Here is a 16,809-nt window from a genome sequence, read left to right on the forward strand (position 1 = left end):
CCGCAGTCGAGGCACCGCGCCGCGGCAGCGCCTACGCTCGGGGCAGGCCCAGGGTCGGTCGAGGAGGGGTGCGCGTGCCGGTGGAGATCACGTGGTGGGGTCATGCCACCTGTACCGTCGAGGACTCGGGGGTGCGCCTGTTGACCGATCCGCTGTTCACCGGCCGGCTGGCCCACCTGCGGCGCCGGCGCGGGGCGCCACCGCCGCCGCGGGCCGCGGAGGCCGACGCCGTGCTGGTCTCGCACCTGCACTCGGACCACCTCCACCTGCCCTCGCTGGCCCGGCTGGCGCCCGGTACCCGGGTGCTAGTGCCGCGCGGCGCGCCGCGGGCGGTCCCGGGGCTGGCCCGGCTGCGGCACCTGTCGCTGACCGAGGTGGCGCCGGGCGAGGAGGTCGCGGTGGGGGCGGTGCGGGTGCGGGCGGTCAGTGCCCGGCACGACGGCCGCCGGCTGCCGGTGGGCCCGCACCGGGTGCCCGCGCTCGGGTACGTGGTCGAGGGCGCGGAGCGGACGTACTTCGCCGGGGACACCGGGCTGTTCGAGACGATGGCGCAGGAGGTCGGGCCGGTGGACGTGGCGCTGCTGCCGGTCGGCGGCTGGGGCCCCTACCTGGGCCCCGGGCACCTGGACGCGCGGCGGGCCGCGCAGGCGCTGGCGGGGCTGACGGCGGCGCGCCGGGCGGTGCCGGTGCACTACGGCACGTTCTGGCCGATCGGCATGGACGCGGTGCGGCCGCACGAGTTCCACGCTCCGGGGGACGAGTTCGTCCGGCACGCCGCCGAGCTCGCCCCGCGGGTGACGGTGGCCAAGCTGGCGCACGGGGAGAGCGTGGTGGCGTGATTCTGCTCGAAGTGACCCGGTCGGTGCCGCCCGAGTCGACCCAGCAGGCCGTCGGGTACCCGGCGCTGTTCCTGCTGGTGGCGCTGGGGGCGCTGGTACCGGTGATCCCCACGGGGGCGCTGGTGAGCTCGGCGGCGGTGGTGGCCTTCCACCACCAGACCCTGCCGGTGGGGCTGTTGCTGGTGTTCCTGGTGGGGGCGCTGGGGGCGTTCCTCGGCGATGTCGCGCTGTACTGGCTGGGGCAGCGGGGCGTGCGGTCCCGCAACGGCTCGCGCTGGCTGGCGCAGCTGCGCGGCCGGGCCGCGCCGGAGAAGCTGGCGGCGGCCCAGCAGCAGCTGACCGATCACGGCGTGATGGTGCTGGTGCTGTCCCGGCTGATCCCGGCGGGCCGGATCCCGGTGATGCTGGCCTGCCTGCTGGCCCGGCTGCCGCTGCGCGCCTTCGTCCGCGGTGACGTGCCGGCCTGCCTGGCGTGGGCGGCGACGTACCAGCTGATCGGGATCCTGGGCGGGTCGTTGTTCCACGACCCGTGGAAGGGCGTGGTGCTGGCGGTCGGTCTGACGCTGCTGATCAGCGCGGTGCCGCCGCTGTGGCGCCGGCTGCGGCGGCGGGGGCCGGTCGCCGAGGGCTAGGACGGCGTGGGCGGCCCGGCCGCGGGGCGCGGCCGGGCGGCCGGCGGTCAGGCGGGCAGGCTCCGGGAGGCGCCGACCGGCAGGTCCCACAGGGCCTCGCGCGGCATGCAGGCCCGCGACCAGGCCTCGCGGACGCGTTGCAGCGGCTCCAGGACCGGTTCTGCGGACAGCACGAAGGTCCCCCAGTGCATGGGGGCCATCCGGTGCGCGCCGAGGTCCAGGGTGGCCTGTACGGCCTCCTCGGGGTCGGCGTGCACGTCCCGCAGCCACCAGCGCGGGGCGTAGGCGCCGATCGGCATGAGGGCGAGGTCCAGGCCGGGGAAGCGGCGGCCGATCTCGGCGAACCAGTGGCCGTAGCCGGTGTCCCCGGCGAAGTAGAGGCTCTGCCGGGTGAGCGTGTCGGTGAGCACCCAGCCGCCCCACAGGGTGCGGCAGGTGTCCAGCAGCCCGCGCTTGGACCAGTGGTGGGCCGGTACGAAGTCGAAGGTGACCGGACCCAGCTGCACGGCCTCCCACCAGTCGAGCTCGGTGACGTGGCTGAAGCCGCGGCGGCGGCACCAGCGGGCGAGTCCGGCCGGGACCAGCAGCGGGGTGTCCCGGGGCAGCCGCCGCAGGGTGGGCGCGTCGAGGTGGTCGTAGTGGTTGTGGCTGATGACCACGGCGTCGATCCGGGGCAGGTCCTCCCAGCGGACCCCGACGGGGGTCATCCGGGCCGGGGTGCCGAGGATCTTGCGGGACCAGACCGGGTCGGTGAGGATCGTCAGCCCGCCGATCCGGACGATCCAGCTGGCGTGCCCGGCCCAGGTGACGGAGAGCGTGCCGGTGGCGGCGGGCAGCGGCCCGGGCGCGTACGGCAGGTCGGGGATGCCGTGCAGGCCTTCGGCGGTGGGCCGGAAGGCGCCCTCGCGGGCCAGCTTGGCGAAGGAGCGGACGCCGGGCAGCGGGGCGGTGAGCCGGTCCGCGAAGGACCGGGGCCAGGTGCGGTGTTCGCCGAGCGGGCGCATACCGGGAGCAGGGCGGACGGCCTGACCCGGGCGCGGGCCGGGGGCGGTGCGCACGGTCCGTTCCGTCTGTTCCGTCATCGAGGCGACTCCATTCACGGGCGGTTCGATTCACGGGCGGTTCGCTGCCGGACACCGGCATTGTCAGCTGAGCTCATCGAACACCGATCCGAAGTCGCTCATGGATCGCTGGACGTGCGGTACCGCGAGCGGATCCTCGGCCCGCAGGGCGGCCAGCCGTTCCGATTCGGTGCCCCCGAGCAGGGGTTCCGTCGCCAGCCGGGCGCGCGGGGCGCCCAGTTCGTCCCCGAAGCGCTGCCCTCCGGGGGCGAGGACACCGAGACGGGAACTGAGGTGATCCTCGAGTTCCAGGGCGTCGCCGACGCCGTGCCGGGCCAGTCCGGCGCGCAGCGGGGTGAGGTCGGCGTAGAGGTGCCGGCCCGCCTGCGGGGGCCGGGCGAGGGCGCCGGCGCCGAGCAGGATCCGGTGCATGGCGGCGGCCACCGCGCCGTGCGCCCGGGCCGCGGCGGCGGCCCGGGCGGCGACCGGCGGCGGCTCGGTGAGGGCGTACCCGGCGGCGGCCGCGACCGGGGCGGCGAGCAGGGCGCCGGTGGCGGCGAGGACGTCGAGGGTACGGGCGTGCAGCCGGTGGCCGGCGGGGGTGCCGGGGAAGCGGGCCACCGCCGCCGGCCAGCCGGCGGGCAGCAGCGAGCCGGCCAGGTCGACCAGGACCGTCACGTCCTGCGGGCACATCTCCGCGGGGCTGACCAGCACGGTCTCGTGCGGGCGGTGCACGGTCTCGCGCCAGGTCTCGTCGCTGATCACGGCCAGCCCTTCGGAGACCGCGGCCTCGCAGGCGGCCCGCAGCACCTCGGGCGGGGCGACCGTGCCGGTGGGGTCGTCGGCCACGGACAGCAGGAGCACCCGGGGGTCGCCGCCCTCGGCCCGCACCCGCCGTACGGTCTCCAGCAGGGCGTACGGGTCGGGTACGCCGCCGCACTCGGCGGGGGTGGGCACGTGGAAGGCCCGCCGGCCCAGCAGCCGGGCCGTGGGGGTCCACCAGGCGGGGCAGGGGCGGGGCAGCAGCACGTCGCCGCCGAAGGCGCCGAGGAGGGCGAGCAGCAGGGCGGGGGCGCCGGGGGCGGCCGCGATCCGGTCGGGGCCGGCCGGGCCCGGGTACAGGCCCCGGCGCTCCCAGAAGCCGCGCGCGGCCAGCCGCAGCGGTGCGCCGCCGCCGGGCGGTTCGGGGCCGCCCCGGTCGGCCGCGGCGGCCAGTACGGCGGTCAGCTCGGGGAGGACGGGCAGTCCGGTGCCGGGCGCGGGCGGGCCGAAGCGGACGGGACCCCGGCCCTCGGGCACCGCCCGCCGCACCTGCGCCACCGCCCCGTCCGCTTCCACGCCGCCGCCCGCCTCCCTAGGGTTCTCATGCCCTTTATACGGAGATCTGGGAGGTTTTGCCCCTTTATCCGGAGAACGGGGTCGGCCGGAGGTGGGACGCGGTACCGGAAACGGACCCGGGCGGGCGCGTCCGGGGACCGGGGCCCGGCCCGCGCGGCCGCGTCGCGGGGCTCAGCCCTTGCGGCCGAGCAGGGCCAGCAGCCGGGTCTGCGCGTCGGCGCCCGGCGGGATGTCCAGCGGCTCGGCGAACATGCCGCTGGCCGCGAGCCCGTCGGCGTAGGGCATGACCTCTTTGAGGGAGTACTCGACCAGGTCCGCGGGGAGCCGGTCGTCCGCACCGATCCCGCGGGCCAGGTCCCAGGCGTGCACGGCCGCGTCGGCCGTCAGCTCCGAGCAGTACGCGGCGGCCTTGGCCGGGCCGTAGGAGAGCTGGACCGTCTTCTCCAGGGCGCCGGGGGCCGCGAAGGCGGCGGCCGACCCGGCGGCCGCCCGGTCCCAGGCGTCGGAGGGGTCCTCGCCGAGCAGGTCCCCGTCGAGGGCGCCGCCGACCTCGGCGACCGTCAGCCCCTCGGTGACCAGCGGCGGGATCCACATCTGTTCCCCGGTGACGTGGTTGACCAGGTCCCGCACGGTCCACTCGGTGCAGGGGGTGGCGTCGCCCCACTGGTCCGGGCCGACCGCGTGCACGAGGTCACCGAAGAGCTTGAGCGCCTGCGCGTGCCGCTCCAGCAGCGCGTCCGCCATGACTCCCACCGTCCTCTCCCGGCTCGCCCGCCCCTGCTGCCCACTGTCCTCGCCCGCCGGGACGGCTGCCACCCGGCGGGCGGGGCGGCGGGGCCGCTCCCGGCGGGGGCTATCCCTCTTCCACCGGCCGGGGCGCGCGGGCGGTGCGGTGGGCGTCCGCCGCCTCCCCGGTGCGGGCCTCGGTGCGGTGGGACCGGGCCAGGTAGTCGCGGGTGATCAGCTCGACGGCGTCCTGCGGGTTGGCGGTGCCGGTCAGCAGCATCACCTCGATCGCCAGGTCGGCGTCGAGGGACACGGTCACCTTGGCCATGACTGCTCCTTGATCGTCGGTCGGCCGCAGCCCAGGGCCTGGGGCGGGCTGGGTCACGGGCGCATCCGGAAGTCGTAGTGCCGGGGCACCGGGTCGGCGCTCAGGCGGGACCACTGGTCGGACAGCGCCTCGTCGCCCTCGCGGAGGTCGGCCACCTCGAAGCCCTCGTCGAAGACCGCCCGGGCCCCCTCGATGTCCCCCTCGGCCAGCAGCAGCCGGGAGGTGAGCAACCGGAACCGGCCGCGGCAGCGGACCTCCGCGGGCAGCCGGGTCCACACCGACCGGGCCTGGGCCGGCCGGGCCGCGGCGAGCAGGGCGGCCAGCGCCTCCCGGCCGAGGGCCGCCAGGGCCGCGGTCCAGGCGGGTCCCCCGCGGCTCTCCTCGCACAGGTCGGTGAAGGCCTCCGCGAAGCGGTCGGCGGCGCGTTCGGCGTCCCCGGCCAGCTCGTCGGCCATCGCCAGGCAGCGCAGCAGCGGCCACCGCGAGGGCGCCAGCGCCAGCCCCCGCTCCCAGCTGCGCACCGCCTGGGCCACGTCCCCGGCGTGCCACTGGGCGACGCCCAGGTGGTACTCGGTGAGCGGGTCCGCCGGGGCGGTCTCCAGCATGTCCCGCCAGTGCGGCGCGACCAGGCTCGGGCCGGGCGGTACGACCCGTCGCGGGGCCGGGAAGACCCCGGTGCGCAGCAGTTCCACCCAGGGGGACTGCTCGTCGCCGAGGGCGCCCTCCTCGAAGGGCGTGCCGGGCAGTTTGAGCCCGCCGCGCAGGACCTCCAGCGCGCCCCAGCCGGAGCCCTCGACCAGCCGCTCCCCCGGTTCCACGTCGGCGTACGGGCGCCAGGCGGCGTGCGCGGCCTCGACCGCGGCCCCCGGTAGGTCGGCCTCGAGGCGGGCGGCCACCGCGGTCCGGGCGGCGGACCAGTCGGCGCCGTGCACCACGCCCGGGTCCGCCGAGACCGGGCCGTACGCCTCCAGCCAGCTGAACTCCCCGCCGGGGTCCAGGCGTACGTGTTCCAGCTGGGTGCGGGCGAGGCCGGCCTGGATCTCGGCGTAGCCGGGCGTGCCGGGTTCGGTCAGCCACTCCTGCCAGCGCCGGCCGCCGGTGCCGGAGCCCCAGACGAAGAGCTTGCGGCCGCGCAGCGCCTGGGTGGAGGTCTGCACCAGCCCGTGCCCCTCCTCGTCGACCGAGGCGATCCAGGGGCGGGCGCCGTGCGGGAGTTCGTAGAAGTAGTCGGCGGGGTGGCTGCCGCGCAGCGGGTAGGTGCGGTCGGCCCCTTCCCATTCGGGGACGGGGATCCGGCGCAGGGTGCGTTCGTAACCGAAGTGCCAGGCCTCGTCGGCCGGGGCGAGGACCCGGGTGCCGGGGGCCTCGGGGACCGCGATGTTGGACCACCAGTAGACGGGGGCCGGGCGTTCGTGCGGGTTGCGGATCCGGACACCGACGTACAGGAAGGCGGAGTCGGCCGGCAGCCACAGGTCGACCTGGAAGGGCAGGTCCCGCAGGCGCTCCCATTCCCACAGGCGGAGCATGACCCCGCCGTCGGGGGCCGGGACCAGGGCGGTGTGCAGGGTGGCGCAGGAGAGCGTGGTGTGGCCGGTGGCGCCGATGTTCCACTCGATGCCGCCGGAGAACCAGGCGCCGTTGAGGGCGAAGGCGGCCGGCTGGAAGACCGGGTTGCGGTAGAGCAGTTCGCGTTCGGTGCCGTCCGGCTCCTTGCGGACCAGCGAGTACACCCGGCCGCCGAGACCGGGCAGCACCGTCACCCGCAGGTGCGGGTTCTCCACCACGATCGCGGCGAACTCCCTTTGCGAGCGCTCCCGTTCGTACCCGTCGAGGATCCGCACCGGCAGCACCCCGCGCAGTGGCCGGTAGCCGACCTGGCGGGCCATGTCCCGGGGCAGCTCCGCCCGCGAGCGCTCGTCCAGGACGTGCACCTCGTCGAGCGTGCGCAGTGCGGGCAGCGGGTTCTCCGGCCCCAACGGGGCCCCGGGCAGCGTCAGTACGGCCCGTCGAACGGTAGTGGCCAAGGCAACCTCACCTTCATGCGGGTCCGCCCTCCCCAGGCGCACCCCCCGAAAGGTATGGAACACGCCACGCCCCGACCCCACCAGGGGATCATCACGTCAGGATTGGGCAAAGCCGGATCAGTGGTCCGTACCAGGACCGTTGACCCGGTTCGCCGGCACAAGTCCGCCGCGGGTCAAGGGGCTTGATCGACCGTCATGTCAGCGGTACGGGCCCAGCGCTCGTGGTCGCGCCAGGCGCCGTCGATCCGCAGGAAGGCCGGCGAGAAGCCCTCCAGCCGGAAGCCCCGGCCGCGCACCAGCGCGATCGAGGGGGCGTTGCCCGGCTGGATGTTGGCCTCCAGCCGGTGCAGGCCCAGCGGACCGAAGGCATGGCCCACGACCAGCTCCATGGCCTCGGCGAACAGCCCCCGGCCGGCCGCGTGCGCGAAGGCGCCGTAGCCCAGCGCGCCGCACTGGAAGCCGCCCCGCACGATGTTGTTGATGTTGATGAAGCCGGCCAGCGGCCCGGTCTCGTCCCCCTCGCAGACCAGGAACCCGGCCCGGGTGTCGTCCTCGATCACCGTCTTGGCGTAGGTCTCGAAGGCGTCGGCGGTCTCGGGCGGGAAGAGCCACGGGTGGTGCAGCGGCCGGCTCTCGCGGACCCGGGCGGTGAACTCGGGACCGTCTTCCAGCCGGTAGCGGCGCAGGGCCACCCGGGCACCCCGGGCGAGCAGGATCTCGGACATCGCGCCAGCCTACGGCGCGGCCCGGGGGTTCCCGGTCAGCCGCCGGGCCCGGGCCCGGTCGCCAGCGGGAGCACCGGCAGGTCCGCCCGCTCGATCCCGAAGACCTGGAGGTAGAGCGAGAGCTCCGCCTGCAGGGCCCGCACCATGGTCTCGGCCCGGCGGAAGCCGTGCCCCTCGCCGTCGAAGGCCAGGTAGGCGTGCGGCACCCCGCGCCCCGCCATCCGGGCCAGGAACCGCTCGGCCTGGGCGGGCGGGCAGACGGCGTCCGCCAGCCCCTGGAGCAGCAGGAAGGGCACCGCGATGCCCTCGGCGCGGGCCAGCGGGGAGCGTTCCCGGCAGCGCACCGCCAGCGTCTGCGGCGGCCCGGCCAGGCCGGTCAGGTACTGGGACTCCAGGTCGTGCGTCTCGTCCGCGATGCCGACCAGGTCGAGCACCGGGTACTTGATCGTGCCGCAGGCGTAGACGTCGGTGGCGGCCAGCGAGGCCGCCGCGGTCCAGCCGCCGGCGCTGCCGCCCCGGATCGCCAGCCGGGCCGGATCGGCGGTGCCCTCGGCGGCCAGCGCCCGGGCCACCGCCGCGCAGTCCTCCACGTCCACCACGCCCCACTGCTCGCGCAGCCGCTCGCGGTAGGCCCGGCCGTAGCCGGTCGAGCCGCCGTAGTTCACCTCGGCGACCCCGATGCCCCGCGAGGTGAAGTACGCGATGTGCAGGTCCAGGACCGGCTCCACGTGGTCGGTGGGGCCGCCGTGGGCCCACACCACGTACGGCGGCAACTCGTCGGCGGGCGCGGCGCGCACCGGGTTGTGCGGCGGGTAGACGTGCGCGTGGATCTCCCGGTCGTCGGGGCCGCTGAAGGTGCGGCTCATCGGCTCCGGGTAGTACGCCGGGTCCACCGGGTCGGTGGCCCGCGCCCCCACCACCCGGGCCCGCCCGGTGCGGGTGTCCAGCTCCACGACCTCGTACCCGCTGCGCGGACTGGCCGCGACGCCGTAGACGCGGCTGCCGTGGGTGGCCAGGGTGGGGCACCAGGAGGTCCAGGGGCCCGCCGCGTCGACCAGGTCGCCGGTCTCCGGGTCCAGCACGCCGAGCACCGAGGAGCCCTGGCCGTGCAGGACGGCGATCAGCCCGCCCGCGGAACCGCCTGGCTGGGAGGTGCCCCCGGGCAGCGGGGCGAACCAGCGCAGCCCGGTCTTCCACAGCGCCCCGCCGAACTCCTCCTCCCGCGGGCAGAGGTTGACGGCCTTGCCGCCGACCCCGCCGGGGGTGCCGGGGCCGCCCGGGGCGGTCAACTCGACCCGGTACGGGTTCCACCAGCCGCCCCGGTCGCTGACGGCCAGCAGCGCACCGTCCGCCGCCCAGTCCGCCTGCGCCACCGACTCCTCCGGGCCGCCCAGCACCGTCCGGACCTGCCGCAGTTCGCCCTCCGGGCCGACCTCGGCGACCTTCAGCTCGGTGCCGTCCCAGGGCATCCTCGGGTGGTCCCAGACCAGCCAGCAGGCGCGGGCGCCGTCCGGGGAGAGCCGGGGGCCGGTGGTGAAGCGGTGCCGGTCGTCGGTCAGCTCCCGCACGGCCCGCCGGGCCCCGGCCGCCGAGCCGTCCAGCGGCACCGCGGCGATCACCCGGCGCACGTCCGTCGGTTCCGGTCCGGTGAACTCCTCGAGCACGCACCAGACTTCACCCAGCTCGGGGCGGAGCACCGGATCCGCCCAGCGCAGCCCGCCGCCGACCGCGGAGAGCGGGGTCAGCGGCCGCGGGGCGGCGCCCGGGACGTCCGGCTCGTACGCGTACAGCCGCTGGTCCGCGTAGTGCACGAAGACCACCAGCGGGCCGCCGGCCGGGCGCGGCAGCGCCGCCCAGGGCGTGCCGCCGTACTCGACGACCCGGCTGCGCACGTTCCAGGGCGCCGGCAGCAGCGACTCCTCGTCGACCGCGCCGCCCGGGCCGGTGCGCCGGCGCACCAGGGTCCGCCGGCCGCCCTCGGCGGGCCGCGGGGCGGTCCACCAGATCTCCTCGCCGACCGTGCCGAGGTATTCGGGGCGGCCGTCGAGCGAGGCCGCCAGGGCCGCGTCGATCGGCGAGGGCCAACTGCCGTACGGCCCGGTGGGCACCATGTTCCGTCTCTCTCCTGCCGGTTACAGCGCGCGCAGCGCGTGGTCGAGGACCCGGACGCCGAAGTGCAGGGCGTCCACGGGCACCCGTTCGTCGACGCCGTGGAAGAGCGACCAGTAGTCGTAGCCGGGCGGCAGCTTGAGCGGGGAGAAGCCGTAACCGGTGATGCCGAGCCGGGAGAACTGCTTGGCGTCGGTGCCGCCGGCCATGCAGAAGGGCACCACCCGCGCCTCGGGGTCGAAGCGCTCGACGGCCGCGCGCAGGGTGGCGAAGGTGGCCGAGTCGACCGGGGCCTGGAGCGCGACCTCCTTGTGGTGGAACTCCCAGTCCACGTCCGGGCCGGTGAGGGCGTCCAGGGTGGTGCGGAACTCCTCCTCGCCGCCGGGCAGGATCCGCCCGTCGACGTAGGCGGTGGCGTGCCCCGGGATGACGTTGACCTTGTACCCGGCCTCCAGCATCGTCGGGTTGGCGCTGTTGCGCAGGGTCGCGCCGGCCAGTGCGGCGGCGGCCGGGGTCAGCTTGCCGAGCAGCAGGTCGGGGTCGAAGCCGGCCGCGCCGGGGTCGACGTCCACGCCGTGCAGGGCGGCCAGCTCGGCCAGCCCGGCGCGGACGGTGGGGGTGAGCCGCAGCGGCCACTCGTACTCGCCGATGCGGGTGATGGCGGCGGCCAGCCGGCTGACGGCGTTGGCGCGGTTGGGCTTGGAGCCGTGGCCGGCGGTGCCGTGCGCGGTCAGCTTGAGCCAGGCGGTGCCGCGCTCGCCGGCGGCGATCGGGTACAGGGGCAGCCCGGGCCCGGCGTGCACGGTGAAGGCGCCGGACTCGCTCAGCCCCTCCGTACAGCCCTCGAAGAGCTCCGGGTGCCGGTCGGCGAGGAAGCCGGAGCCGTCGACGGCGCTGTCCTCCTCGTCGGCGGTGAAGGCGACCACGATGTCCCGGCGGGGCCGCACCCCGGCCCGCGCCCAGGCCCGGACCACGGCCAGGATCATCGCGTCCATGTTCTTCATGTCGACCGCGCCGCGGCCCCAGACGACCCCGTCGCGGACCTCGCCGGAGAAGGGGTCCACGCTCCAGTCGGCCGCCTCGGCGGGCACCACGTCGAGGTGGCCGTGGACCAGCAGCGCGTCGGCGGTGGGGTCGGTGCCCGGGATCCGGGCGACGACGTTGGTGCGGCCCGGGGTGCGCTCCAGCAGGACCGGTTCGAGGCCGGCGGCGGCCAGCCGCTCGGCCGCGTACTCGGCGGCGGGGCGCTCACGGCAGTCGCCACCGCCGCGGTTGCTGGTGTCGATGCGGATCAGGCCGGAGGTGAACTCCACGACCTCGGCGAGGGCCTGCTCGTCGACGGGGCCGGTGCTGCCGTCCGGACCGGGCTCTTGTGCATGGTTCATGTCAACCATACTGCTCCTCCACGGCGGCCGACACGATCGTGGTGACCGCCTTGAAGGTGCGAATCCCCTCGTACATCGTCCGACTGGTGTAGGCGATCCGGCGCTCCCCGGCGCGCTCGACGCCCGGTACGACGGTGGCCGCGGCCGAGAGGTGGGCCGCGTCGAACTCGACCTCGACGGTGAAGGGGCCGCGGGGGGCGGGCTCGTACCGGCCGGCCAGTGCGGTGGCCTCCTTGGCGGCGGCCCGGATATCGGCGGCGGTGCGGGCCGGCGGGCGGCAGACGGCGGCGTACCGGGAGACGTGGTCCTTGACGGCGACGGTACGGGCGGCGGGGGCGTAGCCGGCCGCGTCCGTGCAGGTCAGGTCGTCGCCGGTGACGAGGACGACGGGGACGCCGTACTCGGCGACCACATGGGCGTTGAGGTGGCCCTCGCTCGCCGGGACGCCGTCCAGCCAGACGCCGGTGATCGAGTTGGCGAGGTAGGTGTGGGCGAGGACGCCCTCGGCGCCGGCGCCGCAGTGGTAGCCGACGAAGGCGATGCCGTCCACGTCGCCGTGCTGGACGCCCTCGACCATGGAGAGGGACTTGTGACGGCCGGTCAGCATCTCCACGCGCTCGTCGAGGCGCTCGAGGAGGAGGTTGCGCATGGTCCAGTGGGCTTCGTTGACCAGCACGGCGTCCGCGCCGCCGTCGAAGAAGCCGAGGGCCGCGGCGTTGACGTCGGAGGTGAACAGCGCCCGGCAGCGCTCCCACTGGGGCGTCCCCGGCAGCACGTCGGCGGGCCAGGTGACGCCGGTGGCGCCTTCCATGTCGGCGGAGATGAGGATCTTCATCGGGCCCCCGGTGGTGGGACGGGCGAGCGGCGGTGCTCCACCCTAACCAGCGGGACCGGCCCGGCACAGAGGACACCGCGCGCGGCGGGTCGCGGGCCGGGCGGGGTCCGCGGGGGCCCCGGGCGCGGACCACCCGATCCGGTGAGCGGCCGGGGCGTCAACCCGCGGCCGCACGGCCCCCGCTCAGCTCACTTCTCGGTCTCGGTGGCCAGGTTGGCGAGCACCGCGTCGTAGATCCGGACCAGGCCCTTGGGGGCGAAGGTGCGCTCGAAGAAGCCGCCGATGCCGCCGGCGCCGTTCCAGACGGTGCTGACCACGGCGCGGGAGTTGCCCTCGCCGGCCGGGGTGACGGTCCAGGTGGTGACCATCGAGGAGTTGCGGTCCTTCTCGACCAGCTGCCCGTCGGTGGGCTCGGTGACCTCGAAGAGGCAGTCGCGGACGCGCTTGCTGGTGGCCTGGAGCTTCCAGTGGACCAGGGTGCCCTCGCCGTCGCCGCCCTCGCGCACCTCGTACTCGCTGAAGTGCTCGGGGAGCAGCTTGGACCGGGTGCCGGTGTAGTCCGCCAGCGCGTCGAACACGGTCTCCGCGTCGGCCGCGATGATCCGCTCCGTGGTGGCCTCGACCTGCGCCATACCTGTTCCTCCAGCAGTTGTGAACGATCGACTTCGGCGTCGGCGGCAAGCCAACCACCTCCGGTGCGGGGGCCCAAATCGGGGCCCGTACCGTCCGCCGGGCCCGGGACGCGCCGGGGCGCCCGGGGACACTCCCGGTACTCCATCTGCGGCGCGCCGGGCCTGCACCGGGACGGCCGCCGGGCACCCGGCCGGGCCGTCACCCCCGTACGTACTTACGAATACCGCGGCGGGCGTGGCGGGCTTCCGGCCCGCGCCCCCAAGGGGCCCGCCCGCGCGGGCCCGGGAGCGGGGCCGTGGCCCGGGACCGCGGACGGACTCCTCCGATCTCCATACGCATGTCCTGAACCATCATCAAATCGGGCCAACAGTCGGCACAATCACGGTTTCCGGCCGGAATATCCGGGACGATTCCGCCCAGACCCCGCGGCTGGGAGGCCCTATGAAGAAGCGTGCAGCAGTGCTGTTGTCCATCGCCACCGTGCTGACGGCGACGGTGGCCGCCACCGCCCCGGCGACGGCCACGGTGACCGCCGCGCCCCGGGCGGGCACCGCGGCCGGTCCGCGGGCCGCCGCCCCGGCCGCCCTGGCCTGGAAGAACTGCGCGACCGCACGCTACCCGAGCCTGCAGTGCGCCTCGCTCTCCGTGCCGCTGGACCACGGCCGCCCGGACGGCCGCCGGATCACGCTGGCGGTGTCCCGCGTCAAGCACACCGGCCGCACCTTCCAGGGACCGCTGCTGGTCAACCCGGGCGGGCCCGGCGGCAGCGGCCGCAGCCTGGCCGGCTTCGTCGCCGCCTCGCTCCCCAAGGCGGTGGCCGAGCAGTACGACGTGATCGGCTTCGACCCGCGGGGCGTGGGCAAGAGCGAGCCGGCGCTGAACTGCGGCAAGGGCCACTTCGAGCCGGTCCGGCCGGACCCGGTCCCCTACTCCGCGGCCGACGAGCGGGCCAACCTCGACCGGGTCCAGGCCTTCGCCCGCGAGTGCCAGGAGAAGTACGGCGACGTCCTGCCGTACATCGACACCGTCAGCGCCGCCCGGGACATGGACCTGCTGCGCGCGGCGCTCGGGGCGCGGCAGCTCTCGTACTTCGGCTACTCGTACGGCACCTACCTCGGCGCGGTGTACGCGAAGCTGCACCCGGAGCGGGTCCGGCGGCTGGTCCTGGACTCCGTCGTGGACCCGGGCGGCGTCTGGTACGAGGACAACCTCGCCCAGGACCTGGCCTTCGACGCCCGCCACAAAGCGTTCCTGGCGTGGGTGGCGCGGTACGACGACCGCTACGGGCTGGGCACCGACCCGGCCGGGGTGGAGCGGGCCTGGTACGAGATGCGGTCCCGCCTGAAGACCGAGCCGGCCGGGGGCAAGGTCGGGCCGGCCGAGCTGGAGGACACCTACCTGCCGGGCGGCTACTTCGACGGCTACTGGCCCAGCCTGGCCGAGGCGTTCTCGGCGTACGCCAAGGACGGGGACGAGAAGCCGCTGGTGGCGGCGTACCAGCGGTTCGGCGCGGTGGACCCGGCGGCCGGCAACAGCTACAGCGTCTACAGCGCGGTGCAGTGCCGGGACTCGGCCTGGCCGCGGGACTGGAACCAGTGGCGGGCGGACATGTGGCGCACCCACACCAAGGCCCCGTTCATGACCTGGAACAACGCCTGGTACAACGCCCCCTGCGCGTTCTGGCGGACCGAGCCGCTGGAGCTGCCGGACGTCTCCAACACGGCGCTCCCGCGGACGCTGCTCCTCCAGGCCACGGAGGACGCGGCCACGCCGTACGGGGGCGCGGTGGCGATGCGCGGCCGGCTGGCCGGCTCGGCGCTGGTCGTGGAGGAGGGCGGCGGCAACCACGGCGTCTCCCTGAGCGGCAACAAGTGCCTCGACGGCCACCTGGCCGCCTACCTGGCCGACGGCACCCTCCCGCACGCCTCCCCCGCCGACCGCGCCGCCGGCGTCGACGCCACCTGCGCCGCCAACCCCGCCCCCCAGCCCGCCCCCACCACCCGGTCCCTCCCCCCGACCGCCACCGGCAACGCCCTCCACGGCCTCCTGGGCTTCCGCGGCTGACCGGCGTCCCGGACCCTGTGAACCCGGCCCTCCGGAGCGTTGTCTAAGGTGGCGCGGCCCACGCCACAGACCGCTCCGGGGGGATCGGAATGCCCATTCACGCGCATACCCGCGCGAAGCCCACGCCGTACGCCGCGCTCCTGCTCGCCCTGTCCGTCCTGCTGGCCGTTCTCCTGCCGGCCGGCGGGTCGTGGGCGGCGCCCGGGACCGCGTCGGAGGACTGCACGGCCGTGCAGCTCGGCACGCACCACGGCAGCTTCACCGCGACCGACCGTTCCGACTGCCTCGTCCTGCCGCTCACCTCAGGGGCCCGGATCGCAGCCCTGTCGCCGTACCCCGAGGCCGGTCCGGGGGCCCGGACCGCGGTCGTCGACGCTGCCGGCAGCACGATCTGCGACACCCGGGACGTGCGTTCGGGAGCCTGTCACCTCGTAGGCACCGGACCGTTCAAGGCGATGGTCACCGCCGGCTCGGACGAGGGTGTCGGGGACTACCTCCTCGCCTTCTACCGGTCGGACACGCAGGACTGCCCCGTCCTCCCCGCCGGTGACTTCACCTCGGCCGGCCCGGCTGCCCGGTTCACCACCGGTTCCGGCACGTTCTCCCACTGCTTCAGCATCCCCGCCGATCACGCACGGACCGAGCAGCTCCAGCTGCGGGGCCTCTCCGGCGGACTGCCCGGCTGGGTCGATGTGGTGGGGCCGGACGGCTCGTCCGCCTGTTCCGTGGGCGGCGACCTGCCTTCGGGGGCGGGCTGTTTCCTGGCACCCGGCACCCCGTACACGGTGCTCTTCCACGCGAGCGACGCCCCCGCCGAATTCAGCCTCACCCGCCGCGACGTGACCGGCACGGCGAAGGGCTGCACGGTGACCGCTGCCACCGCGGTCGGCGCCCCCTCCCGGGGCGGGACCCTCCTCCCGGAGGGCGGGTACCGGTGCCGCCAGGTGACGACCGCCGCGGCCGGGGACGTGCTGCACCTGAACGTGCGCGACCCGCTGGGCACCGCCAACATGTTCGTGTTCGGGTCCGACGGCTCGTACCTCTCGTGCAACCGCAACAGCTCCTGCGCCGCCACCGGCTCCACCCGGTACCAGGTGCTGATCTACGTGCCCTACTGGCTCAAGACGGCGGACACCTACCGCTTCGACGCCCAGCGCATCGCCACGTCCGCGGGCCCCGCCCCCGAGTGCAAGAAGGTCGCGAACATCAACTACGGCTACGGCCCGCTCAGCGGCAGGCTCGACGAGCGCCACACCGCCGTCTGCCTCGCGCTGCCGACGTCGTACAACGCACACTTCGACGTCTCCCCGGTCGACACGGCGGGAGGCCACGAGGCCGCGGTCCCCGCCCTGTACGGGCCAGGGAGTGTCAACCATTGCTACGGGGTCGGGGACAGCGGGTACTCCTGCTACGTGGCCGGCCCGCTCACCGACAAGGTCGTGCCCAGCATCTTCGTCCTCGGTCTGCCCGAGAAGGCGTCCGCGACCGCCTACCGCGCCGAACTCGTCTGCTCGACCTCCACCTGCGGGGTCGAGAAGCTGCGGGCCTCCTCACCCACACCCGCCACCGGCGTCACGGGGACCACGGCGACCGTGACGGTGAGGGGCAACTCCCTCCACACGAAGTACCGGTTCGAGATCTACCGGTCGGGCAAGCGCATCCCCGCGAAGGTCGTCTCCGTGTCGGAGGACCGCAAGACCCTCAAGGCCGAGTTCGACCTCAAGGGCGCCGCGGCCGGGGAGTGGAACGTGGTGTACGACAGCGTCAGGCTGGGCTACTTCACCGTCACCGCCTCGCCCCTCAAGGCCACCGTCAAGCCCGTCATCACGGGCACCCCGAAGGTCGGGGCCGTCCTGAAGGCCTCGCACGGGACGTGGACGCCCGCGCCCGATGCGTACGCGTACCAGTGGAAGGCCGACGGGGTGGCGGTCGCGGGGGCGACCTCCTCGCGGTTCACCGTGCCGGCCTCGCTGGCCGGCAAGCGGCTGACCGTGACCGTCCGGGCGTCCAGCAAGAAGTACGGCAGCCGGCCGGCGACTTCGGCCCCGGTCGGGCCGGTACGGCGCGGCTGACCGCCCGCACGACGAAGCGCCCCCGTCCGGACGAAGTC

General features: G+C 75.3%; 14 protein-coding genes. 4 read left to right on the forward strand and 10 right to left on the reverse strand.

Annotated elements, in window-relative coordinates; genetic code table 11:
* The first annotated feature begins 74 nt into the window (after positions 1 to 74).
* Both AB0O40_RS13570 and AB0O40_RS13575 read left to right on the forward strand, forming a co-directional pair.
* The gene (locus tag AB0O40_RS13570; RefSeq protein ID WP_365039640.1) at positions 75 to 839 is read left to right on the forward strand and encodes an MBL fold metallo-hydrolase; all 765 of its coding nucleotides are present in this window, start codon (positions 75 to 77) and stop codon (positions 837 to 839) included.
* Positions 836 to 1,471, forward strand: a complete 636-nt coding sequence (locus AB0O40_RS13575; RefSeq protein ID WP_365039643.1) for a VTT domain-containing protein — start codon at positions 836 to 838, stop codon at positions 1,469 to 1,471. Before AB0O40_RS13570 ends, AB0O40_RS13575 begins: the two co-directional genes overlap by 4 nt.
* A 47-nt stretch (positions 1,472 to 1,518) precedes the next feature.
* Here AB0O40_RS13575 and AB0O40_RS13580 read toward each other — a convergent pair whose 3' ends face one another.
* The 10 genes from AB0O40_RS13580 to AB0O40_RS13625 form a co-directional block, all read right to left on the reverse strand.
* A complete protein-coding gene (locus AB0O40_RS13580; RefSeq protein WP_365039646.1) occupies positions 1,519 to 2,553 on the reverse strand; it encodes an MBL fold metallo-hydrolase in 1,035 nt (344 codons plus the stop codon).
* Positions 2,554 to 2,616: 63 nt separating this feature from the next.
* Positions 2,617 to 3,870 (reverse strand): aminotransferase class I/II-fold pyridoxal phosphate-dependent enzyme, encoded by a 1,254-nt coding sequence (locus AB0O40_RS13585; protein ID WP_365039649.1) that lies wholly within the window; start codon positions 3,868 to 3,870, stop codon positions 2,617 to 2,619.
* 171 nt (positions 3,871 to 4,041) lie between these two features.
* Positions 4,042 to 4,614: a TIGR03086 family metal-binding protein gene (locus AB0O40_RS13590; protein ID WP_365039652.1), complete on the reverse strand. Its 573-nt coding sequence runs from the start codon at positions 4,612 to 4,614 to the stop codon at positions 4,042 to 4,044.
* A 109-nt stretch (positions 4,615 to 4,723) separates the two neighbouring features.
* Positions 4,724 to 4,924: a hypothetical protein gene (locus AB0O40_RS13595; protein ID WP_365039655.1), complete on the reverse strand. Its 201-nt coding sequence runs from the start codon at positions 4,922 to 4,924 to the stop codon at positions 4,724 to 4,726.
* A gap of 53 nt (positions 4,925 to 4,977) precedes the next feature.
* Positions 4,978 to 6,948, reverse strand: coding sequence for a DUF5107 domain-containing protein (locus AB0O40_RS13600; protein ID WP_365039658.1), 1,971 nt, complete (start codon positions 6,946 to 6,948; stop codon positions 4,978 to 4,980).
* 173 nt (positions 6,949 to 7,121) lie between these two features.
* Complete coding sequence (locus tag AB0O40_RS13605; RefSeq protein ID WP_365039661.1) at positions 7,122 to 7,673, reverse strand: GNAT family protein; 552 nt, start codon at positions 7,671 to 7,673, stop codon at positions 7,122 to 7,124.
* A 35-nt stretch (positions 7,674 to 7,708) separates the two neighbouring features.
* Positions 7,709 to 9,784 carry a prolyl oligopeptidase family serine peptidase gene (locus tag AB0O40_RS13610; protein WP_365039664.1) on the reverse strand — a complete coding sequence of 692 codons (2,076 nt, stop codon included), beginning with the start codon at positions 9,782 to 9,784 and terminating at the stop codon, positions 7,709 to 7,711.
* 21 nt (positions 9,785 to 9,805) lie between these two features.
* Positions 9,806 to 11,167: a M20/M25/M40 family metallo-hydrolase gene (locus AB0O40_RS13615; protein WP_365039667.1), complete on the reverse strand. Its 1,362-nt coding sequence runs from the start codon at positions 11,165 to 11,167 to the stop codon at positions 9,806 to 9,808.
* A 1-nt stretch (position 11,168) separates the two neighbouring features.
* A complete protein-coding gene (locus tag AB0O40_RS13620) occupies positions 11,169 to 12,002 on the reverse strand; it encodes a M55 family metallopeptidase (protein WP_365039670.1) in 834 nt (277 codons plus the stop codon).
* Between the two features lie 188 nt (positions 12,003 to 12,190).
* Positions 12,191 to 12,634, reverse strand: a complete 444-nt coding sequence (locus AB0O40_RS13625) for an SRPBCC family protein (protein ID WP_365039672.1) — start codon at positions 12,632 to 12,634, stop codon at positions 12,191 to 12,193.
* A gap of 442 nt (positions 12,635 to 13,076) precedes the next feature.
* On the opposite strand from AB0O40_RS13625, the gene AB0O40_RS13630 reads away from it, so the two are divergent.
* Both AB0O40_RS13630 and AB0O40_RS13635 read left to right on the forward strand, forming a co-directional pair.
* Positions 13,077 to 14,699 (forward strand): alpha/beta hydrolase, encoded by a 1,623-nt coding sequence (locus AB0O40_RS13630; protein WP_365039674.1) that lies wholly within the window; start codon positions 13,077 to 13,079, stop codon positions 14,697 to 14,699.
* 89 nt (positions 14,700 to 14,788) lie between these two features.
* Positions 14,789 to 16,771 (forward strand): hypothetical protein, encoded by a 1,983-nt coding sequence (locus tag AB0O40_RS13635; protein ID WP_365039677.1) that lies wholly within the window; start codon positions 14,789 to 14,791, stop codon positions 16,769 to 16,771.
* Positions 16,772 to 16,809 lie beyond the last annotated feature (38 nt).

Origin of the sequence: Streptomyces sp. NPDC089919, from assembly GCF_040684615.1 — a bacterium.
Classification (GTDB): Bacteria; Actinomycetota; Actinomycetes; order Streptomycetales; family Streptomycetaceae; genus Streptomyces.